This window comes from Mesorhizobium waitakense (assembly GCF_056431085.1).
This window is the reverse complement of record NZ_JBWKME010000018.1, coordinates 79,640-102,456: the sequence shown is the minus strand read 5'-3', so window position 1 is coordinate 102,456 and position 22,817 is coordinate 79,640. Positions and strand designations below refer to the sequence as shown.

Sequence of the window (22,817 nt, the reverse complement as noted above, 5' to 3'; positions counted from 1 at the left end):
ATGATATGTTCTTGAAGGCGGGCGCGCCACCTCATTTGATGGAGGCGGCGAAAAAGTGATCGCCGCCTGATCGCAAGGCTCTCAGACCTCGTGCAGGTAGAGGTGATAATCCAGTTCGCTCACCGTGCGCGCCACGCGCAGATACTCGGATTGCTTGATCGCCACGAAGGTGCGGTGCAGGTCTTCGCCGAGCGCGCTTTTCAGGAAGCTGGATGCCCGCGCGGCCTCGATGGCGGCGCGCCAGTCGACTGGCATCGTCGTGCGCGTCACCGCTGCCTCATAGCCGTTGCCGGTGGTTTCCGGGCCGGGGTCGAGACCTTCGTCGAGACCTTTGATGATGCCGGCCAGCACGGTCGCGGCGATCAGATAGGGGTTGGCGTCGACGCCCGATGGCCGATGCTCGATGCGCCGGTTCTTCGCGTCGCCGGCCGGCACGCGCAGTGCCACCGAACGGTTGTTGACGCCCCAGGTCGGCGCCACCGGGGCATAGGATTGCGAGACGAAGCGCCGCCAGGAATTGGCGTGCGGCGCAAACACCAGCATCGATTCCGCCATCGTCTGGATCAGGCCGCCGAGGCCACGCAACAGCGGCAGCGACCAGCTCTCGCCGCCGGCTTCGGCAAAGACGTTTCGGCCGGTCTTGTCCTGCAGCGAGACGTGGAAATGCATGCCAGAGCCGGCATATTTCTCGATCGGCTTGGCCATGAAACAGGCGGTAACGCCATGGCGGCGCGCCTGTGCCCGCACCAGCCGCTTCAGCATGACCAGGTCGTCGGCCGCCCGCATCACGTCCTTGCGGTAATTCAGCGTCAATTCGTACTGGCCAGGCGCATATTCGGAAATCACCGTCTCGGCCGGAATGCCTTGTGCCTTGGCCGCCGCATAGATGTCGGAAAACAGCGGCTCCATGCCGTGCAGGTGATCGACGGAATAGACTTCCGTCTTGCCCGAGACGCGGCCGTCGAGCACGGCGCGCGCCGGCTGCACCTTGCCGTCGGCGTCGCGCTCGTTGGCCAGGAGAAAAAATTCCAGCTCGAAGGCGCCGGCGGGATAAAGACCCTTGGCGGCCAGGATCTCCACTTGCCGGGCCAGCGCCAGGCGCGGGTCCGACGACATCGGCTGGCCGTCGAGGTGATACATCGCCATCAGCAGCTGGCCGCGCGGCGGGTTTGTGCCGTAGAGCGGCACCAGCGTGCCGGGGATTGGCCAGGCCCTGAGATCGCCGTCACCGGTCGTCCAGATCAGCCCGGTTTCGTGCACATCCTCGCCGGTGATGTCGAGGCCGAGGATCGAGATCGGCATGTGCCGGCCGCCCTCGAAGATGCTTTTCAGCTCATGCCGGCGCACGATCTTGCCGCGGCCGACTCCATTGGCGTCGGTCAGCACGATATCGAAGGCTTCGATTTCGGGATGAGCGTCGAGAAAGGCTTGCGCCTCGGTGGGCGTCGAGCCCGAAGGTGAGGTCATGATCTGTCCGGCTTTGCTTGGCGCGCCCATGTGTTAGCCGCTTGTCTCATGCCGCAAGTTTCGCCGCAACCGCGCCGAAGGCGGTGATCAGCCGGTTGACCTGGGCACCGGTGGTCGCCGGCGAGATCAGCATCATGTTGTGGAAGGGCGCGATCAGCACGCCGCGATTGACCAGCGCGACATGGATGGCGGCTTCCAGTTCCTGCGCATGCGCCGTCTCGGCCTCGCCGCCATTCCGCAGCGGGCCGGGCGCGCAGATGAACTCGACGCGGGCGCCGACGCGGGCAACATGCCAGGGCAGGCGGTAGCGGTCGATCACGCCGGTCAGCCCGGAGTCGAGCCGCCGCGCCAGATCGTCCATGCGGGCATAATTGTCTTCGGTCATCACCTCTTCGAGCGTGGCGCGCATCGCCGCAAACTGCAGCGGATTGGCTGAGAGCGTCGTGCCCATGCCGGAATAACCCGGCTCCTTCTCCCTGTTGTAGGCCGCATAGCGCGAGGCGACACCGTCGCTCATGCCCCACACACTGGCCGGCACACCGCCGGCGATCGGCTTGCCCAGCACGAAGAAGTCCGGGTCCAGCCCGTATTTCCTGGTGTAACCGCCCAGGCCTGTCGAGATGGTGTGCGTCTCGTCGATCAGCAGCAGCGTACCGGCTTCGCGCGTCAACCTGCGCAACGCGTCATGGAAGCCCGGATCGGCCAGCACCATGCAGGAATTGGTCAGTACCGGCTCGGCGATGACGCAGGCGACATCCTTGTCCCCAAGCGCTGCCTCCAGTGCGGCGACATCGTTGAATTCGATCACCTTCGCCGTGCGGGTCAGGTCGCGGAATTCCCCCGCCAGTCCCGGCCGGTTGATCGGAACACCATCCACCAGTCGCACCATCGTCTCGTCGACGGAGCCGTGATAGCAGCCGTTGAAGACCAGGATCTTTTCGCGCCCGGTAACGGCGCGGGCGACCCGCAACGCAAAGCGGTTGGCATCGGTCGCCGTTGTCGCGATCTGCCAGAACGGCAGGCCGAAATGCTGCTGCAGCAGCGGGCCGATGGCGAGTGCGTCTTCGGAGGGCAGCATATAGGTCAGGCCCCGCCCGGCCTGGCGGCGAATGGCGCGCGCCACCGGCGGTGGCGAATGGCCGAACATCGAGCCGGTGTCGCCCAGACAGAAATCGTCGAGCCTGATACCGTCGATATCGGTGATGGTGGCGCCCCTGGCTCTGTCGACCAGGATCGGAAACGGCGTCGGCCAGTCGTTCATCCAGTGCATCGGCACGCCGCCGAAGAAGCCGGGCAGGCCATTACCGACCTTCGCCCGTGATTGCGGCCGCGCCTTGCGGAACGCTGCCGCCTCGATCTCGCGCAGGTCGGCAATGCGATCGCGATCGATGCCGCCGATGGACGTCCTTGAACTGCCGCTATGCATGAAAACCCCCTCTGGTCGTCTCTCATAGCCAATCCATGTCCGCGACCGCAATTGGCCGCGCGTCTATCCTGCATTGGCTCAGCCGCTGGTGGCAACGCTTGACGCTGCTGGCGAAACCAGCGCCAATGAGGGGCAATTGTGGGTGCGGGGGGGAAAAATGCGGACGATCATTTGCGCGACGGGGCTGCTTTTGTCGGCCAATATGGCCTGCGCCTCAGGTGGCATCTGGTGCAACGTTGACGATGCGGCGGTAGCATTCGAGGTCGGCGCCGGTGTCACCAGAGGCATGGGCGGCCCGACTTTCAACTTTCGCGGCGACCTCGAAATCAAGGCAAGGTCCGCTGACGACCATCTGCGCAAGACCGTGTTCGAGGATGCCAACCTCACCCAGTACTGGCTCGACGACAAGGATCTGCGGCTGAACATCTATCATGAGCACGAGGTGGCCCAGACCTTCAGTTCCGTCGAACTGACGATCCTGACCAAGGCCAGCGATGAAGGTGTCTATGACGGGCAGTACACGCTTGCCGTCTATGACAGCACCGCCGACAAGGACGGCGATGGCAAGACCACCGATCTGACCGGCAAGGTTTCCTGCGGCGCCGAGTGATCCCAGACCAGGGTGTGTTGAGATTCAGGTCAGGCCGAGCCGAAAATGATGGCTCTCGAGAACCGGAGCGGAGCGGACGTTCGGGTCCGTGAGCACCGGAAGCGCAGAGAGCTGTCGTTTGCAGGCCGGCCTCACCTGAATTTCAGCACACCTTACGCCGTGATGTCGATGACGCCGCAATCGCCGGCCGCGCTGCCGAAGGCGACGCGGCGCTCTTCCTTGTCCCACATCATCGAGGTGATGGCTCCCTTGCCCGGTCGCCGCAACAGCACTTCCTTGGCATCGGAAAAACGTACCGCCATCACCATGCCGTCATCATAGCCGACGGCGACGACATCCTGGCTCGGGTGGCAGGCGACCGCCGTCACCATGGCGTTGCCACGCGTGCCGAGTTCCAGGGGCGCCTTGCCCATCGGGCCGTCCTTGCCTGAAAACGGCCAGACGATCGCCGCCGGTGCACCGGAACTCGCCAGCCACTTGCCTTTCGTGCTCCATGACAGGCTTTTGACCTTGCCGGGATAGCCGCTCATGCGCATGTGTTTGCCGTCGGCAAGCTTCCAGCCGTGCAGGGCGTTCTCCTGCATCGTGGTGACTAGGAACGCACCGTCGGGCGAGAAGGTGATGCCAGTATGGGCGCCGGCCCATTCGAGCTCCGCCGGCTTGCCTTCGGTGGCCGGGAAATGCAGCGTCGCGCCATTGTAGCGGGCAACACCAAAGCGCATGCCCTTGGGCGAGAACGCCAACCCCTCGACCGAACGCGGATGGGCAAATTCCCTGGTCTTGCCGTCGGCGAAACGCACGAAGGCGTTCTTGCCTGAGGCATAGGCGATGGCGCCCTGCGGTCCGGCGGCGACGCTGGTGATCCATTTTTTCCCGGCTCTCGCCAGTTCCTGGAAGCTGCCGCCCGCGGTGACAGAAAAAATCTTGCCATCCTCGCCGCCGGTGATCAGCCGGTCATTGGCCGCATCGTGGAAGGCGGCGAGCAGCCCGTCATTGGCTTGAATTGTCTTGTGGCCATGGTCGAGCCGATGGACGGCACCATCGGCCAGCGCGAAATGCGGCACGTCGCCGAGGAAGACGGCGGCGACGCAATGGCCTTCGAGATCAAGCGGGGCGACGGTGGGCATGGGCTAGTTCAATTTCCTGCTTTTGGCGAACAGAGGTGAGTAGGTTTCCAGATAGGCTTCATGCATGACGACATAGAACCTCGTCCAAAAGTCCGAGATGTCGACGAAGTTAACGATTCGCCGATCGTCATCGCCATCGAGGGAACCCCAGGAAACCACGATGTTTTCGCCAGACCTGGCCAGCGCGGGAGCAATGTCACCAAGACGAAAGAAGCGTCGTCTTTCTCTCGAAAAAAGTTGGATAACGTAGGGGTAGTAGTCTATCTCGGTCGCGAAATTCGCGCACAAGTTGGACCTGCGCACTCGTTTTGTCATCGGATTTGCCGGGCATCCGGCGTGCAGTTTGCTAAGAGAGGGTGAACTATCAGCCTTCAGACCGATAGCCCCTTTCCCATACTACCTTGGCGGGCGTCAAGCTGCCGCTTGGCAAGCCTCAAAGCTCTTCTTCAGCCGCTCGGCGTCGAGCTCGCGGCCGATGAACACCAGCCGGCTCTCATGTTTCTCGCCGTCCTTCCAGGCGCGCTGGTGGTCACCCTCGATGATCATGTGCACGCCCTGGATGACATAGCGCTCGTCATCGCCCTTGAGCGCGATAATGCCTTTCAGCCGCAGGATGTTGGGGCCTTCCATCTGGGTGACCTTCTCGATCCATGGGAAGAACTTCTTCGGATCCATCTCGCCGCCGCGCAGCGACACCGATTGCACCGTCACGTCATGGATGTCGGAAGGATGCGCGTGATGGTGGTGGTCATGCCCGTTATGGTCATGATCATGATGGTCGTGGTCGTGGTCGTGGTCGTGATGGTCGTGATCGTCCTGCGCCTCGAGGAAATGCGGATCGTTTTCCAGCGCCCTTGAAAGGTCGAAGGCGCCACGGTCGAGCACTTCCGACAAGGCGACGCCGGCGCGAGTCGTGCGATGGATCTTCGCCGCCGGATTGATGGCGCGGATCGTCGCTTCGACCTTGGCGAGTTCCTCCGGGGTGACGAGGTCGGTCTTGTTGAGCACGACGACGTCGGCGAAGGCGATCTGGTCCTCGGCTTCCCTGGAATCCTTGAGCCGCAGCGGCAGATGCTTGGCATCGACCAGCGCCACCACCGCGTCGAGCCTGGTCTTGGAGCGCACATCGTCGTCCATGAAGAAGGTCTGCGCCACCGGCACCGGATCGGCGAGGCCGGTGGTCTCGACCACGATGGCGTCGAAACGGCCGGGCCGGCGCATCAGGCCTTCGACGACGCGGATCAGGTCGCCGCGCACCGTGCAGCAGACGCAGCCATTGTTCATCTCGTAGATTTCCTCGTCGGATTCGACGATCAGTTCGTTGTCGATGCCGATTTCGCCGAACTCATTGACGATGACGGCGTAGCGCTTGCCGTGGTTTTCCGACAGGATACGGTTGAGCAGCGTCGTCTTGCCGGCGCCGAGATAGCCAGTGAGAACGGTTACGGGGATCTGCGTCTGTGCGTCGCTCATGACTTGCCTCGAAAAATCTGGGCCTTGAAAGGCCTCGAAAAGGGATTGTCGGCTCCATATAGGACGTGTGCCGGGTTTTTGCACGAGGCAAACCGATGGGCCAAACTGGCTTGCCGGCATTGCCGAATTTTCATTGGCGGGAGCCGCCGTCACAGGCCTGGATCAGCACACGGCAAGCCAATTAAAGAGGCACGATATGTCCGGCAAGCCATTCTCCTTCTCATTGAGCCGGCGCAAGGCGCTCGGCTTGATCGCGGTGACCGCCGGCGGTGGTGCCTTCCTGCCGGCCGCGGCAATCGCCGCCCAGTCTTCCGCCGCCCAGTCCTGGTCCTATGCCGGGCTGACCTTGTTCCAATCCGGCGCCGGCGTTTGCGCCAATCACGCCCGAGGTGACCGAAGGGCCGTTCTATTTCGACCCGAAACTCGAACGTGCCGATGTCACCGAAGGCAAAAAGGGCGTTGCCCTCACCGTACGGCTGCAGGTCGTCGACGCTGCCTGTCGCCCGCTTGCCGGCGCCCGCGTCGACATCTGGCATTGCGACGCGCAAGGTGCCTATTCGGGCTACCCGGGACAAGGTGACGGCCGTGATGTCGACACGTCGGGCCAGACGTTCCTGCGTGGCTGGCAGAAGACCCATGCAAGCGGCATCGTTTCCTTCGCCACCATCTATCCCGGCTGGTATCACGGCCGCACCACCCATATCCATTTCAAGGTCTTCCCTGACGAGAATTCGGTGATGACCGGGCAGTTGTTCTTCCCCGACAGCGTCAGCGACCAGATCTTCACCTCTGTCGCGCCATACAACGACAGGCCCGGCAAGCGTGACACCTCGAACGCCGGCGACGGCATCGCCAGGCAGGCCGGACCGCTGTCGCGGGCCGCACTGCACGAGGTGGAGGATGCCTATCAGGCGCTGATGATCGTGGCGGTGAAGCCCGGCTGAGCGACATTTCCTCACGCATATGGTCCGCGGCGAAAACTCCGCTCGCGAAAAGTCGTTTGTCATCTAACTGAAATAAACATCTGGCATTAGCCACGGCGGACACCTCAATGCTTGCCGGCAAAGCTGTTTGGAGCGCCGGACTCTTTTTGATCGTCGATTGCCAACCGGCCGGCTGCGTCTATGCTGACCGCACCGGTACGGCCGAAGAGGGATGACCATGGCTAAGGCGGACAAGACTGCAACAATGAGCCGGCTGCATTCGGCGGCAAGGCTGGCAAGAACCGCGCTCGCGGCGCGGCTTCTGGCACACGGCTTCTATGCCGGCCAGGATCAGATCATGCTGACGCTCGACCGTGAAGACGGCCAGACGCCGGGCAATCTTGCTGGACGCCTCGGCGTGCGCCCGCCGACCATCACCAAGACCATCAACCGCCTGCAGGCGCAGGGCTTTCTGGAAAAGCGCGCCTCCTCAGCCGATGCTCGCCAGGCCCATATTTTCCTCACCGACACGGGCCGCGACATCATCCACGCCATCGAGAAATCGGTGAAGAAGACCGAAAAGCAGGCGCTGAAGGGCCTCGACAAGAAGGACCAGAAGGCACTGTTCAAGCTGCTTGCCCGTATCGAGGCCAACCTCTCGAACGAGGAATTGGTGTTGATCGACGACGACGCCGAGACGGACGACTGATCGCCTGGTCCCGGCGCAACAATCAAGCCGCCTCCGTTGCAGCGCCTTGGATCAGCGATGACCAGCGCCCCGGCGTCATGCCGAACGCCTTCTTGAATTGCCTGATAAAATGGCTTTGGTCGCTGAAGCCGGTCTCGATGGCGATCTGCGCCAAGGGCTCGCCGGCGGCAATCATCCGCCGCGCGCTCTGAAGCCGGCGCATCACCAAGAAGCGATGCGGGCTGGTGCAGAAGGCGGCCCGGAAATGCCGTGACAGGGCATAGCGGTCGAGCCCGGTGATCGCCTCCAGTTCGCCTGAACGCACCGGGCGGCCGAAGTTTTCCGCGAGATAGTCGCGCGCCAGCGTAGCTGCTCGCCATGCCGTCCTGGCAATCGGCTTCGCCGGCTGGCCGGCATGCCGGGTCAGGCTTTGCATCAGCTGGGTGAGGAAGTCGGCAACGAACAGCTCGTCGAGTTCCTCCTCCAGCGGCCCCAGCGCCGAAAGCAGCGTCGTGCAGAAGCTGTCGTCCGTCAGCACGCCGTCCCTGACAAAGGGCAAAGACGCGCCGCCACGGCAGTCGAGCATCAGCGACGGCTCCAGATAGAGCATCCTGTAGCGCAATCCGTCCTCGGTGCCGGCACCACCGTCATGCAATTCGTCGGGATGCAGCACGATGATCTGGCCAGGCAGGCTGTGGCGCGTCGCGCCGAGGTAGCGAAACCGCTGTACGCCGTGCAGCGTCACCCCGATCGCAAAGGTGTCGTGCCGATGCAGGTCGAAGGCGCTGCCGTGGAACCGCGCCTCGATCCGCTCCATGCCAGCAGGGTCGGAGGCGAAGATGATGCAGTTCTCCGCCGCGTCAACGCACAAACGTCCAAGACCCTCGAAGGCCTGGCTGTTTAGATCGTGCGACATCTTCTCCTTCAGCCTCGTATTGGGGCACAAGCTCGAATGGTCAATGTCTCATGTTCGACACGAAATTTGCAATCGTGCTCAGGCAGGATCTGCCGGTCTGGCAGAAACTCAACGTCACCGCCTTCTTGACCAGCGGCATCGTCGCCCAATTCCCGGACATCATCGGCGAACCCTACCGCGACCGCGCCGGCAATCTCTACAATCCGCTGTCGATCCAGCCGGTCATCGTGTTGTCGGCCGACCAGGCGACGCTGGGCACAATCCACCGGCGCACGCTGGAGCGTGGCGTGACGACCTCGCTCTATGTCGAGGAGATGTTCGCGACCGGCCACGACACGGCCAACCGTGCGGTCTTCGCCGATTTCGCACCTGAAGACGCCAGGGTGGTCGGTATCGCGCTTCGCGCCGAGAAGAAGGTGGTCGACAAGATCACCAGGGGCGCCCGCATGCACCCTTAGTTCCCGAAAGCTAGAACTAAGCCTGCCGGGCGCTGTTGTTGTGCCAGCCGGCTTTGGCGTGGTGGCAGCCGACAATTGGCTTGCCGGCAAGCGGCATTTCCCGCAAAGGTGGGCTCCAGCCAAGCTTCCCATCCGGCCTGCAAGTGAGTGCTCCCCAAAGACATCCAGAAAGCGCAACGCCCCCGGTGGCGATTCTCTGCATGCTTTCCACCTACATCTTCTTCACATTCCTCGACACCAGCAGCAAATATCTCGTCCTGGCCGGGGTATCAGTACTGATCGTCGCCTGGGTGCGCTTTGCCGTGCATGTGGTGCTGGTCGGCACGCTTTTGCGCAGCTGGCGCCAACCGGTACGGTTTCGCCCGGTCAACCTGCCGGCCCATGTTCTGCGTGGTCTGTTCCTGTTCGGATCGACCATGTTCAACATCCTGGCGCTACGCTCCCTGCAACTGGCCGAAACCACCTCGATCTATTTCTTCGGGCCGATGGTGATCACTGCACTTGCCGGCCCGCTGCTTGGCGAATGGGCCGGCTGGCGGCGCTGGCTGGCGATCCTGGCCGCCTTCGCCGGGGTTCTGATCATCACCCGGCCAGGTGTCGGCGTTTTCGGCATCGGGCATATCTTCGCGCTCGGCTCGATGCTGTCGAACTGCTTCTACGTCATCATGACGCGCCGCATGTCGGCGACCGAGACGTCGGAAAGCCTGATCCTGTTTTCGGCACTGGCGCCGGCGGTGCTGCTTTTGCCCCTGCTGCCGTTTTCGTTTTCCCTGCCGCATGATGGCTGGCACTGGTTCGTCCTGCTCATGCTTGGTGTGTTCGGCGGCGTAGGCCACTGGTTGCTGGTCCAGGCCTACCGGCTTGCGACGACCACCGCATTGGCGCCCTATCCCTATTCGCAGATGGTGTGGATGATCATTTCCGGCTGGATCGTCTTCAAGCAGTTTCCCGACCGTTGGACACTGGTCGGCGCCGCCATCATCGTCGCCAGCGGCCTCTACATCGTTCATCGCGAGCATCGGCTTCGGCTGCAGAGCCGCGCGGCCTCCGATGTCGAAGCGGAGGCGTTGGCAAAAAAACTTTGATTTACTGCCGATCGATGGCATAACGCCGCCTTTAAACTGTTTAATGCATGTCGCCCAAAAGTGGGAACCAGTTTCGGGACAACGACGTGCATAAGGACTGAAGCCGGTCGGGGAGCACAGGTCGCTGGCACAGAAAATCAAGCTTTCGACGATCGCGGATGCGCTCGGCGTCTCCACGGCCACGGTGTCACTGGCGCTGCGCGACAGTCCGCTGGTCGCCGGCACCACCCGCGACCGCATCAAGGAACATGCCCGCGCCATCGGCTATATCTACAACCGGCGCGCCGCCAGCCTGCGCACCTCGCGTTCGGGCATTGTCGGGGTCGTCGTCCACGACATCATGAACCCGTTCTTCGCCGAGATCCTGCGCTCGATCGAAAGCGAACTCGACCGCAGCCGCCAGACCTTCATCCTGTCCAACCATTATGACCAGCTCGAGAAGCAGCGTACCTTCATCGATACGCTGCTGCAGCTGGGCGCCGACGGCGTCATCATGTCGCCGGCCATCGGCACGCCGGCTTCCGACATCCTGATGGCCGAGGAGAACGGCCTGCCGGCAGTGCTGATCGCACGCACGGTCGAGGGTGCCGATGTGCCGGTCTTTCGCGGCGACGATGCCTATGGCACCGGGCTCGCCACCAACCATCTGATCTCGCTCGGCCACAAGCGCATTGCCATGATCGGCGGCACCGACCAGACCTCGACCGGCCGCGATCGCTACCAGGGCTATGTCAACGCCATGGAGGCGGCAGGGCTTGAGGTCAGGCCGTCCTGGCGCATCGCCGGCCCGCGCACCAAGCAGGCCGGCTTCGAGGCCGCCGGGCAGTTCCTGGCGCTGAAGGACAAGCCGACGGCCGCCTGCTGCTGGAACGACCTTGTCGCCATCGGCCTGATGAATGGCATTGCGCGTGCCGGCCTGGTGCCGGGCGTCGACATCTCGGTCACCGGCTATGACGATCTCGAAGAGGCGGCAATTGCGACGCCGGCGCTGACCACCGTCTGGAACGGCCAGCGCGAGGTTGGACGCCGCGCCGCCAGCGCGCTGCTGGACAAGTTGAACGGGCAGACGGTGCGGCCGTCGCAGGAACTGATCAAGCCGGAACTGCATGTGCGCCAGTCGACCGGCAAGCCGGTGGAGCGTTCATGACCAAGGCCGAACAATTGCAGACCGTCGCCATTCTGGTGCCGGGCGACTTCAACGATCATGCGGTCAAGCGCATCGACAACACCTTCAACCCGGTCAGGATCGAACGAGCCGATCCGGCGCTGGTCACCGAAGAAATGCGCAGCAACGTGCGTGGCATTGCCTCGTTCGCCGGCATCAATGCGGCGATGATGGATGCATTGCCCAATCTCGAACTCATCGCGTCCTTCGGCGTCGGCTATGATTCGGTTGATGTCGGCCATGCGGCCGCCAAAAACATCATGGTCACCAACACGCCCGACGTGTTGACCGAAGAGGTTGCCGACGCCACGATCGGGCTGCTGATCAACACCATCCGCGACCTGCCGCGCGCCGAGACCTGGCTGCGTGACGGCAGCTGGCTGCGCAAGGGCAACTATCCGCTGAGCCGGCTGACCTTGCGTGGCCGCAAGGTCGGTATTTTCGGCATGGGCCGCATCGGCCAGGCGGTTGCCCGGCGGCTGGAAGCTTTTGGCCTGTCGGTCGCCTATCACAATCGGCGCCGGGTCGAAGGCTTGAGCTACCAGTACCACCCGACATTGAAGGGCCTCGCCGAAGCGGTCGACACGCTGATTTCGGTGGCGCCCGGCGGCGCCTCGACGGAGAAGGCGGTCAATGCCGAAATCCTGTCGGCGCTCGGCGCCAACGGCGTCTTCGTCAACGTCGGCCGCGGCAGCACGGTCGACGAGACAGCGCTTGCGGCAGCGCTTGCCAATGGCACCATCGCCGCCGCAGGGCTCGATGTCTTTGCCGACGAGCCAAACGTGCCCAAGGCGCTGCTCGACGCACCGAACACATCGCTGTTGCCGCATGTCGGCTCGGCCTCGGACCATACACGGCGCGCAATGGCGGATCTGTGCGTCGACAATCTGGTCTCCTGGTTCGCAGAACGTCGTCCGCTGACGCCGGTGCCGGAGACTGTGAATGTGAAGGCCAAAGCTATTCCAGGAAAAGCGTGAAGCGCCTTTCCGTCCGGACAGGCGGCAGGTTGCCACACTTATTAACGTCCGCTTAACCATCTGAAATCATTCTTCATCCTGTCCGTGTTCGAGGATGAAGAATGATAAAAACGCTTTCCCTCGTGACAGCTGCCGCCGCGCTGTTTGGGAGCTTTCATCTGCTTCACGACGGCGGCGGTGACAGTACCGCCGATGCGGTCGCGCCATCCAACAGCTACAGGCTGGTGGCCAATGGCGACCAAGGCGACTGCGCGGTCACGCGCGGTGCGTCGGTTTCGGATGACCTGTCGCTGTTGACGATGGGGCCGAACTGCCGCCGGCTCTTGCCCGGTATCGAGCGGGCAAAGTTCTGGCGCCAGCAACAGGACGGCACGGTCGCCTTCAGCGCCAATGGCGTCGATCCGATCGTCACCTTCGCGGTTGCTGACGGTGACGGCTATGAATCCTATGCGCCGGCCGCGCCATTGCTGTCACTGGCGGCGACAGGTGATTTGAGGAACTGATTATTCCGCAGCGGCGCGCGCACCGGCTTTCGCCACGGCGTGCAGCCGCACGGCATCGCCGAAGGCACGGAAAATCTTGACCGAGTTGCTATCCGAGTTGACCCAGTATTCCGGATGCCATTGCACGCCGACGGCGAAGGCGCGGGAGTCGCGCACCGAAACCGCCTCGACCGTGCCGTCACCGGCGACCGCCTCGATCTGCAGTTTCGAGCCCAGCCGGTCGATCGCCTGGCGGTGCAACGAATTGACCTTGATGTCTCCAGCGCCGAACGCGCCGGCCAGGCAGCTGCCCGGCTTGATCGAAATGGTCTGGTGGATGGCGAAGCGCTCATCCTGATTGTCGCTCACCGGCGCGCGGTGGTCGAACGAACCCTCGCGCTCCTGGATCTCGGTGCCCAGCGTGCCACCGAGCGCCACGTTCATTTCCTGGATACCGCGGCAGATGGCGAGCAGCGGTACGCCGCGCTCTATCGCCCTGCGAATCAGCGGCAGCGTGGTGGCGTCGCGCGCCGGGTCGTAGGGGCCATTGGCCTCGCTGGCATCGCCGCCATAGAGCGAGGGGTGCACATTGGATTTCGACCCGGTGACCATGACCCCGTCGACCGACGACAGAAGTTCGTCGAAGTCGAGCCTGTCGCCGAACGATGGCACCAGCACCGGAAACACGCCGGCACCGGCAATCGCCGCCTCCAGATATTGCTGCGGGGCGGCATGCCAGGTGTAGTTGTCGAACTGACGTACGTCGGTCGATATGGCGACGAGCGGCTGATGCATTTTGGCTCTGTTTTCCATCTGCAAAGGATGTCCTGCCTCCAAAATAGGCGATCCGCCGCCATTTTTCCATGACAAGTTTCGCTTGTCGCATGGGCCACGAAACAGCCTGTTAGACTATAGTTGCAGGGCAGCTGGGCTTCGCCGTCAAATCGGGCCGCCGCGCTGGACTCGACCTCTTGCCTGTGTATTGTTTCGCGCCAACCGACACGGAAGCGAGGATTTTCGGAACGTCGGTCTGTCTGGTCCAAAAGGGAGGAACTTCATGGATCGTCGTTCATTCATTCGCAAGGCTGGTGTTACTGGCGTCGGTGCTGCGGCGGCGGCGGCCACGCTCGCGGCGCCGGCAATAGCCCAGTCCAATCCCAAGGTGACGTGGCGGCTTGCGTCGTCCTTCCCGAAGTCGCTCGACACCATCTATGGCGGCGCCGAGGTGTTCTCCAAAATGCTGTCGGAAGCCACCGATGGCAACTTCCAGGTCCAGGTCTTTGCCGCCGGCGAACTCGTGCCCGGCCTGCAGGCCGCCGACGCCACCACGGCCGGCACGGTCGAGGCCTGCCACACGGTGGCATACTACTACTGGGGCAAGGACCCGACATGGGCGCTCGGTGCGGCGGTTCCCTTTTCGCTCAACGCGCGCGGCATGAACGCCTGGCACTACCATGGCGGCGGCATTGACCTGTTCAACGAGTTTCTCGCCACGCAGGGCCTTTTCGGCCTGCCGGGCGGCAACACCGGCGTGCAGATGGGTGGCTGGTTCCGCAAGGAGATCAACACGGTTGCCGACCTGTCCGGCCTCAAGATGCGCATCGGCGGCTTTGCCGGCAAGGTGGTGCAGAAGCTCGGCGTCGTGCCGCAGCAGATCGCCGGCGGCGACATCTATCCGGCGCTGGAAAAAGGCACCATTGACGCCGCCGAATGGGTCGGCCCGTATGACGACGAGAAGCTCGGCTTCTACAAGGTCGCGCCCTACTACTACTATCCCGGCTGGTGGGAAGGCGGTCCGACCGTCCACCTGATGTTCAACAAGGCGAAATACGACGAGCTTTCGCCGGCTTACAAATCGTTGCTGCGCACCGCGGCCCAGGCTGCCGATGCCAACATGCTGCAGAAGTACGATTATCTGAACCCGGCGGCGGTGAAGCGGCTGGTGGCCGGTGGTGCGAAGCTGCGCCCATTCAGCCAGGACATCATGGCCGCCTGCTTCGAAAAGGCCAACGAGGTCTATGCCGAAATGGAAGCCTCCAACGCGCCGTTCAAGAAGATCTGGGAATCGATCAAGGGCTTCCGCAAGGAGCACTATCTCTGGGCGCAGGTGGCCGAATACAATTACGACACTTTCATGATGGTCCAGCAGCGCAACGGCAAGCTTTAGCCCTGTAAACCACTCCAATGTATTCATTCCAGGACCCCGGGCCTGTTCGCCCGGGGTCTTTCTTTTCAGGCTGGCGAGGAACTCACCTCGATCAGTATTCCGCCTGGCGCAAGGCAGTAGAAGGTGGTCGAATTGACGCCGCCTCGCGTCAGCTCCTGGACTTCGCCAGGCGCGAGGCCCGCATCGGCAAGCTCGGCCTGCTTTGCGTGCACAATGTCCGGTTTGCCGACGATGAAGCCGACGTGAAAACCATCGGGATATCTGGCCGTCTCTCCCTTACCCGGCATCATCAGGTTGAGGATGAAGCCATCCGTTCCGCGTAGAACCGCGAAGGCATCCTTGCCGCGCATGGCGACAAGCTCGAAGCCGAAATGGCTGGTGAAGAAGCCGGCAAGAGCCGCGACTTCGGTGGCAATGAGATTGGCATGGTTCAGTTTCATGGTCCTTTGTCCTGTCGTTGGTTGAAGCGCGGACAGGCGTGGCTGCAGACCGTGAACCGGCGGGGCCGTGGCATCAGGAAATCCGGACATGACCCAACCGGCTCGCGGGCTTTCGCCTCGCTTGCCGGCCGTGGGTTCTCCCGCAAATCATGCGGTGAACAGGCCTCCGTTCAAAAACGGAAGAGACCGGACTACCGAACCGGACTTTTGACCGTCTATCTCATTGATTTTGCGTCGTTTATGCTTCGAGGCGGTGCCTTCTCCCCAATGCTTTTCCTAAAGGAAAATGCAACCGAAGGAGAGACATTATGACTTACGCCGCCATATGCCTGCTGCTGGCCGCAGCAGCCTTGCGAATGCGCTTGGTGCGCCTGCACCTCGCCTTGAGGCTCCTCCGCCTCTCCAATGCCCTCCATGACGCTGGCGCCCGTATCATTGACCGGGAAGAGCGGAAGGTGGGCCAATGAACGCGATCCTCGGAAGGTTTTCCCGCCGCGCTTTGCTTGTCGGCGCTGTTGCCTCTGTACCAGCCTTGGGAGGCGCTGTAACGGCTTCGGCGGCTACTCCCGTCAATGATCCACTGATCGATGCGATCGCCGCCTTTCGCGCTGGCATTGACGATTTCAACCGGAACGCGCGGCTAGAGGATGAGGACAAATTGGACGCCTATGCCGAGGCTTCCTTTGGGCTGACCGTCATCGAGGAATGGGAGCGGCCGGCACGATCGAAGAAAGGCGCCATTGAGGCCTTGCGTCTTGCTCTGGACGAAATGGGTTCGTTCGAGGCATCTCCGACGGTGCCGCCGATGGTGGCTGCAGCGCTGGCCTATCTGGAAGGGTTGCAGTCATGAGCGCCGCCATCGGGAAGACAACTTTCTTCGATCTTGAGCCGCTGATCTGCGATGCGGACAACATGCTCGACGTTCTCCTTGACATGATGGAGGTCTTTTCCACGGTTCCGGACGGGAACCACGTGCTGACCCAAGGCGAAGGGGAACGGCTTTTCTTCGTGGCCAGTATGGCGTCAAAGCTGTCAGGCGAAATGAAGCGGGCGTATTACAAAGCTCTGGAAGACCAGAAGGGCGGTGCAGCATGACCGATATGATTGAGCCCGCAGTGGTCCTAGACACCTTTGTGCAAGGCGTTGGGCGCGTCGAGGAAGTATCGGCGAACCTGTTCCGCTTGTCGTACTACGCCAACCAGCGAGGCTTCGACGGTAGCCAGGAACGCGTTTGCGTGGCGAAGTTCATTGTCACGGCCGAGACGATGAAGCTCATGGCGGCGGAAACATTCGGTCGGCAAGAGGCGCGACGGATGACCGGGGAAACCCATTCGCCAATGAACTGATTAACCGGAAATCGGTTGACGACATTGGCCCGGAGGCTTCGGCTTCCGGGCCTTTTCTTATGATGCCCCGATTGTAATGCCACGGACTAGCGCAACTTGGCGTTACACCACGGTCCTATGAAGGTCGATAAACATGACGGGCGATTCTGACGCTTTGTTATCCGGCGTATCGATCATCGTGAAACCGTATTTCCCATAGAAATCAATTGATGGTTTCTTGGCATCCACGACAAGAAACCGGCACCCCACATTAGGGCAAATGACCTCTCTCGTAATGCCTATGGCTAGATCCATAAGCAGTCGTCCGATGCCGCCCTTCTGAAGGCGTCGGTCTACCGCCAGCCTAGCGACTTTGACCGCTGGATATCTTGAATATGGGTACTGAAGGTCTTCGCCTTCATGGTTGGCTTGAACCTCGATTTCTCCGCATATGATGGTGATGTAGGCACTCACTCTTTCGGTGCCGTCCTCAACCGCCACATACGTGCGAGCTAGGCTTGCACCTTCATGGGACTTGGCATCTTTACGAAGATACGTTTTGAGAGGCGTGAACGCTTCGTCACCCAGTGACAAGGACGTTACTCCATCCTTCTCACCGAGTGCTCTTATTTGGAATTTGCGTTCAGCGTTTCCGGGCAGGGGATTTCGCGTCCGATTCTTTCTTGACCGTAACGCTTACCGAACCCGACTTTTGCATTTTGCAAAGCATGACAGAGCCACGCTTGGCGGATGCCGTTGCTGCTGCTTTTGGCCGACCATAGCGGACCTGATTAAGAAACTTCTTAGCATCATCACCCGTCAAGGTGACGCCGCCGAATGCAGAGGATTTGATACTCATGTCGTCTCCTTTCCTGTTATGGGGTGCTTCGCAAGGTACCTGTCAGGCACCATCCCATATCTAATTTTTCTTAACGGGGTGTCAATCAGCCGGGTGGAGGGCTTGATTTTTGTCGAAAAGGGTGCTACGAGGCGCGTGCCTCTCCGTTAGGCACTTACCTCTCCGGCGCCGAAATCCCAAAAATCCGTTATGAAAATATTTTTGCTCCTACAGCTTCTGTAGCGGGTTGAACTGGATAGCGCCGGCCATTCCCCTACGGCTGTGTAGCCACCGCCTGCCTCCCCTATGGCCAATAGAATTCAATCCCGCCTCATGCACTGTAAGGGGATGCGTGACTGGGTAACCCCCATGGCGGTCATTACCATAACTGTAAGCTTATCGCTTGCCGCCTATTTACTCGCCGGTCTGATGGGGCTTCTGGACTAGGGGCTTCACGGCGCGGGCTTCTCCGGCGGGAGGGACTTGGTTGCCGTTTTAATCACCCATTGGGACGTGCCACCAAGGTTGGCCCGGTTGCTGGTTATTTGCACGCGCCACAGCCGGGCCGCCTCTTTTGTCCTAGCGCCCCGCTGCTAAATCAGCGTCCCGCTGCGGTGTGTGTCACCGGCGGCGGGGCCCCTGCATCTCCTAGGCAGGTATCAGAACGGCGATGCGATGCACGCCGACTACGGCACTTGTATTTGTCGCCTCATCTGTCTTGCCCTTGGCGCACGTATACATGTCGCCTTCCTTGAGCTTGAATTCCTTGTCCACCTTTTTGATGGTGAATTCGCCCGCAGCGATTGTGCAAACCATATCGTTGTCCATCATCGTTGCCGGAGCATGTGCACCGGGCTGAAAGACCACGTCGACAATCGCGATGCTCTTGTAAGCGGCAATGTCGGCGTTCCCGGTGCCGACCTCCACCACCCTGACGCCGGGGGCAATCTCCTTGCCGTCCTTCGGGCCGTATTCCTTGGTTTTTGCAGATGCCGCCAAGGCGAACAATGGCGTTATGGCAGCGGCCGTCACACTGAGAGCAATTGCAGATCTGCGATTCAAGTTATCCATCGCATCCTCCCATTTTCGTCACGCGTGAATGTGCGGGACGTTTCATATTAGCAGAAATGCACTTGCAAGGCTCTTCCCGATCTACCGCTTTACGCATAGTCGTTGCGAGTCATTTGCGGGCTGCTCGTTGTCCTTTAGGTGCGGGCCCGCGCTCTTCTAAAGCAGCCGCCTCCAGCTCTTGCCGAAGCGCCCACACGGCAGGCCATGCGGCAGCCCAGGCCGTCCCTGATGAGGATGCTGGAGGCATCGGCCCGTCAACTTCCGATGGCGACGGCTCCCATGGCTTCATGCCAAGCATGTCGCGAAGAGCGTCGTCGTCGCCAGCCTTGAATGCCGCGATGGCGGCCGGCGTGATCCGGCGTTTGATGTCGCGGCGCAACGGGGTGCGTTTTGTTGCCACTTTATGGCGCTCCCATCTCGATGAGTGCCCACGGCTTTGCGCGCCTATCGGTCGGCACCCATTCAGCCATAAAGCGATGTCCGAACCGCTGCCATGCGTCCGCAGTCGCCTCGCGGAACGCAGCCCGTGCGGCTGGGAGATCGGCGACGCGGACAATGCGCCCGCAAGGATCGAAAACGCCGAACTCATCGAGATCGTGAAAATCGTCGTAACTGCTCTCGAAAACGTCGCGCCATGCCCGGTATTCAGCCTCGCCACCAATCTGGCGCCTGCGGTCTATCGGTTTTCTCTTCGTTGCCATCAGCCCACGTATCCAATGCCAGAGGGCCGGCCGGGACCGCTGCGCAACGGCTCGAGGTCGAGCCCGAGACGGGCAAGCGTCCGAATGCACAAGCTGCGTGCGGCGATCTCGTGCTTCAGGCCCGGGTGATCTTTCAGCCCGGCTTTGGTGCGGACGATCGCGCCGTCGGAATCGATTTGCGCCTTCAGCGCCTCGGCCCGGTCTAGCGCCTGGCATGCAGTCACGAGGAACTCGATACCGGCAGCATCAGTGATGCCGTATTGGCTTAGGACTGACTGCCACAGAGCCATCCCGTGTTCGCCGAGCGGACGCGGTGGCGCCTGGGTTGCGGGCGGGTTGCTGGCTACCAGTTTGAGATTTTTAGCCACGATTTTTCGGCCCTTTGAATGAATTGCTCAATTACGTGAAAGTTGTGGCCCGGAGCGGTCTGGACCCCAAACCCGATTTGCTTTTCCAGATACCCCCCCGGTGTTGGTCAGTGTCTGGTTGCATGACACTCATCCAGGTGGCGTTCGACCTTCGTCAGGATAGGGTTGACCAGGGGTTCGATCTGCTCCGCGACGAACGTGCGCAGAAGCGCCGGTATGTCGGCCGCGTCGATGTTGGGGTGGTCCATCATCTCCTGCGCGCGCCTCTCGACCGCACCCCGAGTTATGTCCCGAATCTCGTCTAGCGCTTCTTGTATGGTCATGACCTCGGCTCCTCGTTGCCTTTCGTGAAAGCGTCGAGCGACAGGCTGGCATCGGGCAGGCCACGCGCGTGGGCCTTTTCTCTTTCGCGCTGGCGAGCGGCCATGTGCGCTTCCCATTTGCTGTCGCCGTATAGCGCGCGGCCAAGCGCGTCGAGTTCCTCAGCATTGCGTGGCGGCGGTCCGCGAAGCGGGTTGCGCTGTCTGGTGGTGTCGGTCATCCGAGGCTCCCTGATTTGACTGCGAGCTGCCAGCAATCGGCAGCACCGGGAATAGCGCCGGCCGGCGTATCGGTGACAGCGACCCACAAGGCTCCGGAATAGGTGACGAGCGCGCCCTTGCGATATTCCAGCGCCCGCTGATGGACACCGGCAAAGTGCTGTGATTTGGCCTCGATCTCTGCGACGCGCTCTTCGAGTTCCTTCATGCGGAAAGCCGACCAGGCTTGGCCCGCCATGTCGAAGGCGCGAACGGTGACGACATCTTCCAAGGTGACGCTATCGTTCGGATGGGCGCCGGCATCTCTGAAGACTTTGGACAACGTGTCTGGATAGAAATCCAGGAAAGCAGCGAAGGTCTTGTCGATCAGATCCATATCCCCGGACTTGCGCGCGCCGAACGGGTAGGCAGGCTCCGGCAGGTCTCGCACCTCCCACTGTCGCGCTTGGATTTGTTGCTGCGGCGCGGCCTGCTTTGGCGGCTCTTCGCGAAGATCGACGCCCGTCTCGATCTCGATCTGCCGAGAAACGAGCGCGGCGCGCTCGGCATCGACCTTGCGGAGGTGCGCGTCGATTCCGTCACGAGCGGCGCCGACGTGATGCCATTTTTTGTCGACGAGTTTGTCGTAGAGCTTATTCAGGTCGCGCAGTCGGTCGCGGACGCCAAGCAATTCCTGAGCTTTGGTGATCACCGCAGGCTCCGCCGCTGGCGGATGAACCACCACTGGCGGCACCGGCAGCTTGATCTGCGGCGCGGGAGTGTCTTGCGGATCGCCTTTGAAGCTCTCGATCAATGCCATTGGATTCGCTGGAATTGACACAAGCGAAATTTCCAGAAGCTCCCACGTCTTGAAGCGGAGCCCGCCATTGGCCATTACCTCGGTATCCAGGCCGCGAAAGCCGATCGATACTGTCTTGCGAAGGCCCGATTTCACCAGATCCCAAGCGTAATTCGTCAGATCCTGTAGAGCACCCGGCTTCTCGATCTTGGCTATCCTGGCCTTGAACCGGATGCCCTTGGCGGTCACGCGGGCTTCGAAAACCTCGCCAACGTTTTGGTCTGATCGATGGTCGAGCAGAAACACAAGAGGCAGGGAAAATGCGCAACCCAATGGCTCCACGATATCACCTGCACGATCCGTAACCGGTGTGCTCGCCACGCCCTCAATGATGCGCTGCTCTTCATCGACGAATTTGACCCGCGTGAACTTCGCGGTCGCGGCGGTCTTGATGGTCATTCTGTCGTCGATGTCGATGGTCATGAGACCTTGGTAGCTGATTTGAAAAGTTCGAGGCGTGACAGCGTCACACTTTCGAAGGCCCTTGCCGACGTTGCCGCAGCGATCCATTTCTCGGCCGCCGTCCTTATGGCGGGTCGATCTTCAGCCTGATCTGCGCAGAGATACCCGGCGGCGATCAGGAAGGCGGCAAAGTTCACCTCGTCGACATCGATCACGAATGGTGTTGTGCCTTGCCGCAGCCGGGTGCGATGCCGGCGCATCCTGGCGGCGCCGCTCATGCTGCCACCGCCGTTGCGCTTGTTGCGCTTGTTGCGGTCTCCTGGGGAGGCGTAGACAGGTAGCGGTTCCAGGCATCAAGGAAATCTGCATGATGATAGCCGCGCGGTGTCGCTGTCCCAATCCTAACAACCCTTGGTTTGATGCCGTAGGGGCGGAGCTTCTGGGCTAACTGTCGATCATCGAGAGGTTTTCCCCTCATGTCTGACCAGGGCGATTCATCGAGACCGCAAAGCCGGATCAATATGGATTCGGTGGCCAGTACCTCGCTATCTGAAAAGATTGCCTTGAGGTCAGAGAGCAGTCGGACGCCAAGGCTGGGTGTACTCTCCTTAGAGAGCGCAACAAGCGCAACAGCCGCAACACGAGCGCGCGCCGGCCAATGTCCGCCGGCCGCATCGGCGACTGCTAGGAGCGGTTCCCAGACGTCGGCGTCGCGGTCCTTTATGCCTGCCGGCATCTCCGGCCATTGATTGCCGATGTCTGCGGAGATGAACTCGGCCCAGCCTGCCAGGCGTTTATGCACTACGTCGCCAGCGGGCTTATGCACGCGGCGGCGATACGGCTCGACTGCCTCGTCTGGAGCCCTGCGCCGCATGCGGATAATCACCGAACGGGTAAGGATGGTATCAGGCAGATCGCCGAGCCCAGCCAGCGCCACGGCGCAATATGCCGGCAACTCTTCGGTTTCGATGATCTTGCCCCGGACAACGCAGCGGCCGGCGGTGGCGCCGCGACGGTGGCCGGCGTTGAGCAAGCCGCGAATTTCCTCGTTGTCCTTGGCTTTCGGCCCGAAGATCGTGTCGATCTCGTCGAACAGGATGGTCGGCGCGCCGGCCTCGTCAGCCACCTTGCGGAAGAGGTAGGCCGGCGAGACGTTCACCGACTCGACCGGCCGGGGGACGAGCAGCTCGGAAATCTCAAGCGCGCGTGTTTTTCCAGATCCCGGCTCCGGTGACAGGAACGCAATCCGGGGTGTCGATTCCCAGGCCTGCATCATGTGGCAATGAGCCAGCCATAGGACATGCGCGACATGCGCGGCTTCAGATGGATAG

30 protein-coding genes are annotated in these 22,817 nt (G+C 61.7%); 13 read left to right on the top strand and 17 right to left on the bottom strand.

The window, feature by feature from the left end; genetic code table 11:
• Positions 1-81: 81 nt before the first annotated feature.
• Together AC07FD_RS06070 and AC07FD_RS06065 are read right to left on the bottom strand one after the other, a co-directional pair.
• Positions 82-1,467 carry a glutamine synthetase family protein gene (locus tag AC07FD_RS06070; RefSeq protein ID WP_478349095.1) on the bottom strand — a complete coding sequence of 462 codons (1,386 nt, stop codon included), beginning with the start codon at positions 1,465-1,467 and terminating at the stop codon, positions 82-84.
• A gap of 46 nt (positions 1,468-1,513) precedes the next feature.
• Positions 1,514-2,893: an aspartate aminotransferase family protein gene (locus AC07FD_RS06065; protein ID WP_478349094.1), complete on the bottom strand. Its 1,380-nt coding sequence runs from the start codon at positions 2,891-2,893 to the stop codon at positions 1,514-1,516.
• A gap of 157 nt (positions 2,894-3,050) precedes the next feature.
• Between AC07FD_RS06065 and AC07FD_RS06060 the strand changes: the two genes are divergently transcribed.
• Positions 3,051-3,503: a hypothetical protein gene (locus AC07FD_RS06060; protein ID WP_478349093.1), complete on the top strand. Its 453-nt coding sequence runs from the start codon at positions 3,051-3,053 to the stop codon at positions 3,501-3,503.
• Positions 3,504-3,655: 152 nt separating this feature from the next.
• On the opposite strand, the gene AC07FD_RS06055 is transcribed toward AC07FD_RS06060, so the two are convergent.
• Together AC07FD_RS06055 and AC07FD_RS06050 are read right to left on the bottom strand one after the other, a co-directional pair.
• A complete protein-coding gene (locus tag AC07FD_RS06055) occupies positions 3,656-4,630 on the bottom strand; it encodes a WD40 repeat domain-containing protein (protein ID WP_478349092.1) in 975 nt (324 codons plus the stop codon).
• A gap of 411 nt (positions 4,631-5,041) precedes the next feature.
• A complete protein-coding gene (locus AC07FD_RS06050; RefSeq protein WP_478349091.1) occupies positions 5,042-6,103 on the bottom strand; it encodes a CobW family GTP-binding protein in 1,062 nt (353 codons plus the stop codon).
• A gap of 389 nt (positions 6,104-6,492) precedes the next feature.
• On the opposite strand from AC07FD_RS06050, the gene AC07FD_RS06045 reads away from it, so the two are divergent.
• Positions 6,493-7,047 (top strand): intradiol ring-cleavage dioxygenase, encoded by a 555-nt coding sequence (locus tag AC07FD_RS06045; protein WP_478349090.1) that lies wholly within the window; start codon positions 6,493-6,495, stop codon positions 7,045-7,047.
• A gap of 217 nt (positions 7,048-7,264) precedes the next feature.
• Positions 7,265-7,735: a MarR family winged helix-turn-helix transcriptional regulator gene (locus AC07FD_RS06040; RefSeq protein ID WP_478349089.1), complete on the top strand. Its 471-nt coding sequence runs from the start codon at positions 7,265-7,267 to the stop codon at positions 7,733-7,735.
• A gap of 22 nt (positions 7,736-7,757) precedes the next feature.
• Here the strand turns inward: AC07FD_RS06040 and AC07FD_RS06035 are convergent, their stop codons facing one another.
• Positions 7,758-8,630 (bottom strand): AraC family transcriptional regulator, encoded by an 873-nt coding sequence (locus tag AC07FD_RS06035; protein WP_478349088.1) that lies wholly within the window; start codon positions 8,628-8,630, stop codon positions 7,758-7,760.
• A gap of 50 nt (positions 8,631-8,680) precedes the next feature.
• On the opposite strand from AC07FD_RS06035, the gene AC07FD_RS06030 reads away from it, so the two are divergent.
• The 5 genes from AC07FD_RS06030 (at position 8,681) to AC07FD_RS06010 (ending at position 12,818) form a co-directional block, all read left to right on the top strand.
• Complete coding sequence (locus tag AC07FD_RS06030; protein ID WP_478349087.1) at positions 8,681-9,088, top strand: DUF2000 family protein; 408 nt, start codon at positions 8,681-8,683, stop codon at positions 9,086-9,088.
• 200 nt (positions 9,089-9,288) lie between these two features.
• Entirely contained in the window at positions 9,289-10,173 is an 885-nt protein-coding gene (locus AC07FD_RS06025) for a DMT family transporter (protein WP_478349086.1), read from the top strand.
• Positions 10,174-10,297: 124 nt separating this feature from the next.
• Entirely contained in the window at positions 10,298-11,320 is a 1,023-nt protein-coding gene (locus AC07FD_RS06020; protein ID WP_478349127.1) for a LacI family DNA-binding transcriptional regulator, read from the top strand.
• Entirely contained in the window at positions 11,317-12,315 is a 999-nt protein-coding gene (locus tag AC07FD_RS06015) for a 2-hydroxyacid dehydrogenase (RefSeq protein ID WP_478349085.1), read from the top strand. The genes AC07FD_RS06020 and AC07FD_RS06015 overlap by 4 nt, the downstream gene beginning before the upstream one ends.
• A 101-nt stretch (positions 12,316-12,416) precedes the next feature.
• Entirely contained in the window at positions 12,417-12,818 is a 402-nt protein-coding gene (locus tag AC07FD_RS06010) for a hypothetical protein (RefSeq protein WP_478349084.1), read from the top strand.
• Here the strand turns inward: AC07FD_RS06010 and AC07FD_RS06005 are convergent, their stop codons facing one another.
• Positions 12,819-13,592 carry a gamma-glutamyl-gamma-aminobutyrate hydrolase family protein gene (locus tag AC07FD_RS06005; RefSeq protein ID WP_478349083.1) on the bottom strand — a complete coding sequence of 258 codons (774 nt, stop codon included), beginning with the start codon at positions 13,590-13,592 and terminating at the stop codon, positions 12,819-12,821. It abuts the gene before it with no gap.
• Positions 13,593-13,854: 262 nt separating this feature from the next.
• On the opposite strand from AC07FD_RS06005, the gene AC07FD_RS06000 reads away from it, so the two are divergent.
• Positions 13,855-14,964 (top strand): TRAP transporter substrate-binding protein, encoded by a 1,110-nt coding sequence (locus AC07FD_RS06000; protein ID WP_477412385.1) that lies wholly within the window; start codon positions 13,855-13,857, stop codon positions 14,962-14,964.
• A gap of 65 nt (positions 14,965-15,029) precedes the next feature.
• Here the strand turns inward: AC07FD_RS06000 and AC07FD_RS05995 are convergent, their stop codons facing one another.
• Complete coding sequence (locus tag AC07FD_RS05995; RefSeq protein ID WP_477225152.1) at positions 15,030-15,404, bottom strand: VOC family protein; 375 nt, start codon at positions 15,402-15,404, stop codon at positions 15,030-15,032.
• A 308-nt stretch (positions 15,405-15,712) separates the two neighbouring features.
• Here AC07FD_RS05995 and AC07FD_RS05990 point away from each other — a divergent pair, with 308 nt between their 5' ends.
• From AC07FD_RS05990 to AC07FD_RS05975, 4 genes are read left to right on the top strand one after another with little or no spacing between them, the layout of a single operon-like run.
• Positions 15,713-15,871, top strand: coding sequence for a hypothetical protein (locus AC07FD_RS05990; RefSeq protein ID WP_478349082.1), 159 nt, complete (start codon positions 15,713-15,715; stop codon positions 15,869-15,871).
• Positions 15,868-16,254 carry a hypothetical protein gene (locus tag AC07FD_RS05985; RefSeq protein ID WP_478349081.1) on the top strand — a complete coding sequence of 129 codons (387 nt, stop codon included), beginning with the start codon at positions 15,868-15,870 and terminating at the stop codon, positions 16,252-16,254. The genes AC07FD_RS05990 and AC07FD_RS05985 overlap by 4 nt, the downstream gene beginning before the upstream one ends.
• The gene (locus tag AC07FD_RS05980) at positions 16,251-16,499 is read left to right on the top strand and encodes a hypothetical protein (protein ID WP_478349080.1); all 249 of its coding nucleotides are present in this window, start codon (positions 16,251-16,253) and stop codon (positions 16,497-16,499) included. Before AC07FD_RS05985 ends, AC07FD_RS05980 begins: the two co-directional genes overlap by 4 nt.
• Positions 16,496-16,750, top strand: coding sequence for a hypothetical protein (locus tag AC07FD_RS05975; protein ID WP_478349079.1), 255 nt, complete (start codon positions 16,496-16,498; stop codon positions 16,748-16,750). The genes AC07FD_RS05980 and AC07FD_RS05975 overlap by 4 nt, the downstream gene beginning before the upstream one ends.
• Before the next feature lie 102 nt (positions 16,751-16,852).
• Here AC07FD_RS05975 and AC07FD_RS05970 read toward each other — a convergent pair whose 3' ends face one another.
• The 10 genes from AC07FD_RS05970 to AC07FD_RS05925 form a co-directional block, all read right to left on the bottom strand.
• Positions 16,853-17,323 (bottom strand): GNAT family N-acetyltransferase, encoded by a 471-nt coding sequence (locus AC07FD_RS05970; protein ID WP_478349078.1) that lies wholly within the window; start codon positions 17,321-17,323, stop codon positions 16,853-16,855.
• Positions 17,324-17,372: 49 nt separating this feature from the next.
• Positions 17,373-17,588 carry a hypothetical protein gene (locus AC07FD_RS05965; protein WP_478349077.1) on the bottom strand — a complete coding sequence of 72 codons (216 nt, stop codon included), beginning with the start codon at positions 17,586-17,588 and terminating at the stop codon, positions 17,373-17,375.
• Positions 17,589-18,215: 627 nt separating this feature from the next.
• A complete protein-coding gene (locus AC07FD_RS05960) occupies positions 18,216-18,638 on the bottom strand; it encodes a hypothetical protein (protein WP_478349076.1) in 423 nt (140 codons plus the stop codon).
• 401 nt (positions 18,639-19,039) lie between these two features.
• Positions 19,040-19,339, bottom strand: a complete 300-nt coding sequence (locus AC07FD_RS05955; RefSeq protein ID WP_478349075.1) for a hypothetical protein — start codon at positions 19,337-19,339, stop codon at positions 19,040-19,042.
• Positions 19,339-19,707 (bottom strand): hypothetical protein, encoded by a 369-nt coding sequence (locus tag AC07FD_RS05950; protein ID WP_478349074.1) that lies wholly within the window; start codon positions 19,705-19,707, stop codon positions 19,339-19,341. The genes AC07FD_RS05955 and AC07FD_RS05950 overlap by 1 nt, the downstream gene beginning before the upstream one ends.
• Before the next feature lie 107 nt (positions 19,708-19,814).
• Complete coding sequence (locus AC07FD_RS05945; RefSeq protein ID WP_478349073.1) at positions 19,815-20,030, bottom strand: hypothetical protein; 216 nt, start codon at positions 20,028-20,030, stop codon at positions 19,815-19,817.
• A complete protein-coding gene (locus AC07FD_RS05940; protein WP_478349072.1) occupies positions 20,027-20,248 on the bottom strand; it encodes a hypothetical protein in 222 nt (73 codons plus the stop codon). Before AC07FD_RS05940 ends, AC07FD_RS05945 begins: the two co-directional genes overlap by 4 nt.
• Positions 20,245-21,507 carry an HK97 family phage prohead protease gene (locus AC07FD_RS05935; protein ID WP_478349071.1) on the bottom strand — a complete coding sequence of 421 codons (1,263 nt, stop codon included), beginning with the start codon at positions 21,505-21,507 and terminating at the stop codon, positions 20,245-20,247. The genes AC07FD_RS05940 and AC07FD_RS05935 overlap by 4 nt, the downstream gene beginning before the upstream one ends.
• Positions 21,504-21,764 (bottom strand): hypothetical protein, encoded by a 261-nt coding sequence (locus AC07FD_RS05930; protein ID WP_478349070.1) that lies wholly within the window; start codon positions 21,762-21,764, stop codon positions 21,504-21,506. The genes AC07FD_RS05935 and AC07FD_RS05930 overlap by 4 nt, the downstream gene beginning before the upstream one ends.
• Entirely contained in the window at positions 21,761-22,762 is a 1,002-nt protein-coding gene (locus AC07FD_RS05925; protein WP_478349069.1) for a DUF3631 domain-containing protein, read from the bottom strand. Before AC07FD_RS05925 ends, AC07FD_RS05930 begins: the two co-directional genes overlap by 4 nt.
• Positions 22,763-22,817: the final 55 nt, after the last annotated feature.

Bases quoted from the DNA above. Each gene is read 5' to 3' on its own strand.
- AC07FD_RS06070 (WP_478349095.1), bottom strand. From the start codon at position 1,467: ATGACCTCACCTTCGGGCTCGACGCCCACCGAGGCGCAAGCCTTTCTC.
- AC07FD_RS06065 (WP_478349094.1), bottom strand. From the start codon at position 2,893: ATGCATAGCGGCAGTTCAAGGACGTCCATCGGCGGCATCGATCGCGAT.
- AC07FD_RS06060 (WP_478349093.1), top strand. From the start codon at position 3,051: ATGCGGACGATCATTTGCGCGACGGGGCTGCTTTTGTCGGCCAATATG.
- AC07FD_RS06055 (WP_478349092.1), bottom strand. From the start codon at position 4,630: ATGCCCACCGTCGCCCCGCTTGATCTCGAAGGCCATTGCGTCGCCGCC.
- AC07FD_RS06050 (WP_478349091.1), bottom strand. From the start codon at position 6,103: ATGAGCGACGCACAGACGCAGATCCCCGTAACCGTTCTCACTGGCTAT.
- AC07FD_RS06040 (WP_478349089.1), top strand. From the start codon at position 7,265: ATGGCTAAGGCGGACAAGACTGCAACAATGAGCCGGCTGCATTCGGCG.
- AC07FD_RS06035 (WP_478349088.1), bottom strand. From the start codon at position 8,630: ATGTCGCACGATCTAAACAGCCAGGCCTTCGAGGGTCTTGGACGTTTG.
- AC07FD_RS06030 (WP_478349087.1), top strand. From the start codon at position 8,681: ATGTTCGACACGAAATTTGCAATCGTGCTCAGGCAGGATCTGCCGGTC.
- AC07FD_RS06025 (WP_478349086.1), top strand. From the start codon at position 9,289: ATGCTTTCCACCTACATCTTCTTCACATTCCTCGACACCAGCAGCAAA.
- AC07FD_RS06015 (WP_478349085.1), top strand. From the start codon at position 11,317: ATGACCAAGGCCGAACAATTGCAGACCGTCGCCATTCTGGTGCCGGGC.
- AC07FD_RS06010 (WP_478349084.1), top strand. From the start codon at position 12,417: ATGATAAAAACGCTTTCCCTCGTGACAGCTGCCGCCGCGCTGTTTGGG.
- AC07FD_RS06005 (WP_478349083.1), bottom strand. From the start codon at position 13,592: ATGCATCAGCCGCTCGTCGCCATATCGACCGACGTACGTCAGTTCGAC.
- AC07FD_RS06000 (WP_477412385.1), top strand. From the start codon at position 13,855: ATGGATCGTCGTTCATTCATTCGCAAGGCTGGTGTTACTGGCGTCGGT.
- AC07FD_RS05995 (WP_477225152.1), bottom strand. From the start codon at position 15,404: ATGAAACTGAACCATGCCAATCTCATTGCCACCGAAGTCGCGGCTCTT.
- AC07FD_RS05990 (WP_478349082.1), top strand. From the start codon at position 15,713: ATGACTTACGCCGCCATATGCCTGCTGCTGGCCGCAGCAGCCTTGCGA.
- AC07FD_RS05985 (WP_478349081.1), top strand. From the start codon at position 15,868: ATGAACGCGATCCTCGGAAGGTTTTCCCGCCGCGCTTTGCTTGTCGGC.
- AC07FD_RS05980 (WP_478349080.1), top strand. From the start codon at position 16,251: ATGAGCGCCGCCATCGGGAAGACAACTTTCTTCGATCTTGAGCCGCTG.
- AC07FD_RS05975 (WP_478349079.1), top strand. From the start codon at position 16,496: ATGACCGATATGATTGAGCCCGCAGTGGTCCTAGACACCTTTGTGCAA.
- AC07FD_RS05965 (WP_478349077.1), bottom strand. From the start codon at position 17,588: ATGAGTATCAAATCCTCTGCATTCGGCGGCGTCACCTTGACGGGTGAT.
- AC07FD_RS05960 (WP_478349076.1), bottom strand. From the start codon at position 18,638: ATGGATAACTTGAATCGCAGATCTGCAATTGCTCTCAGTGTGACGGCC.
- AC07FD_RS05955 (WP_478349075.1), bottom strand. From the start codon at position 19,339: ATGGCAACGAAGAGAAAACCGATAGACCGCAGGCGCCAGATTGGTGGC.
- AC07FD_RS05945 (WP_478349073.1), bottom strand. From the start codon at position 20,030: ATGACCATACAAGAAGCGCTAGACGAGATTCGGGACATAACTCGGGGT.
- AC07FD_RS05940 (WP_478349072.1), bottom strand. From the start codon at position 20,248: ATGACCGACACCACCAGACAGCGCAACCCGCTTCGCGGACCGCCGCCA.
- AC07FD_RS05935 (WP_478349071.1), bottom strand. From the start codon at position 21,507: ATGACCATCGACATCGACGACAGAATGACCATCAAGACCGCCGCGACC.
- AC07FD_RS05930 (WP_478349070.1), bottom strand. From the start codon at position 21,764: ATGAGCGGCGCCGCCAGGATGCGCCGGCATCGCACCCGGCTGCGGCAA.
- AC07FD_RS05925 (WP_478349069.1), bottom strand. From the start codon at position 22,762: ATGATGCAGGCCTGGGAATCGACACCCCGGATTGCGTTCCTGTCACCG.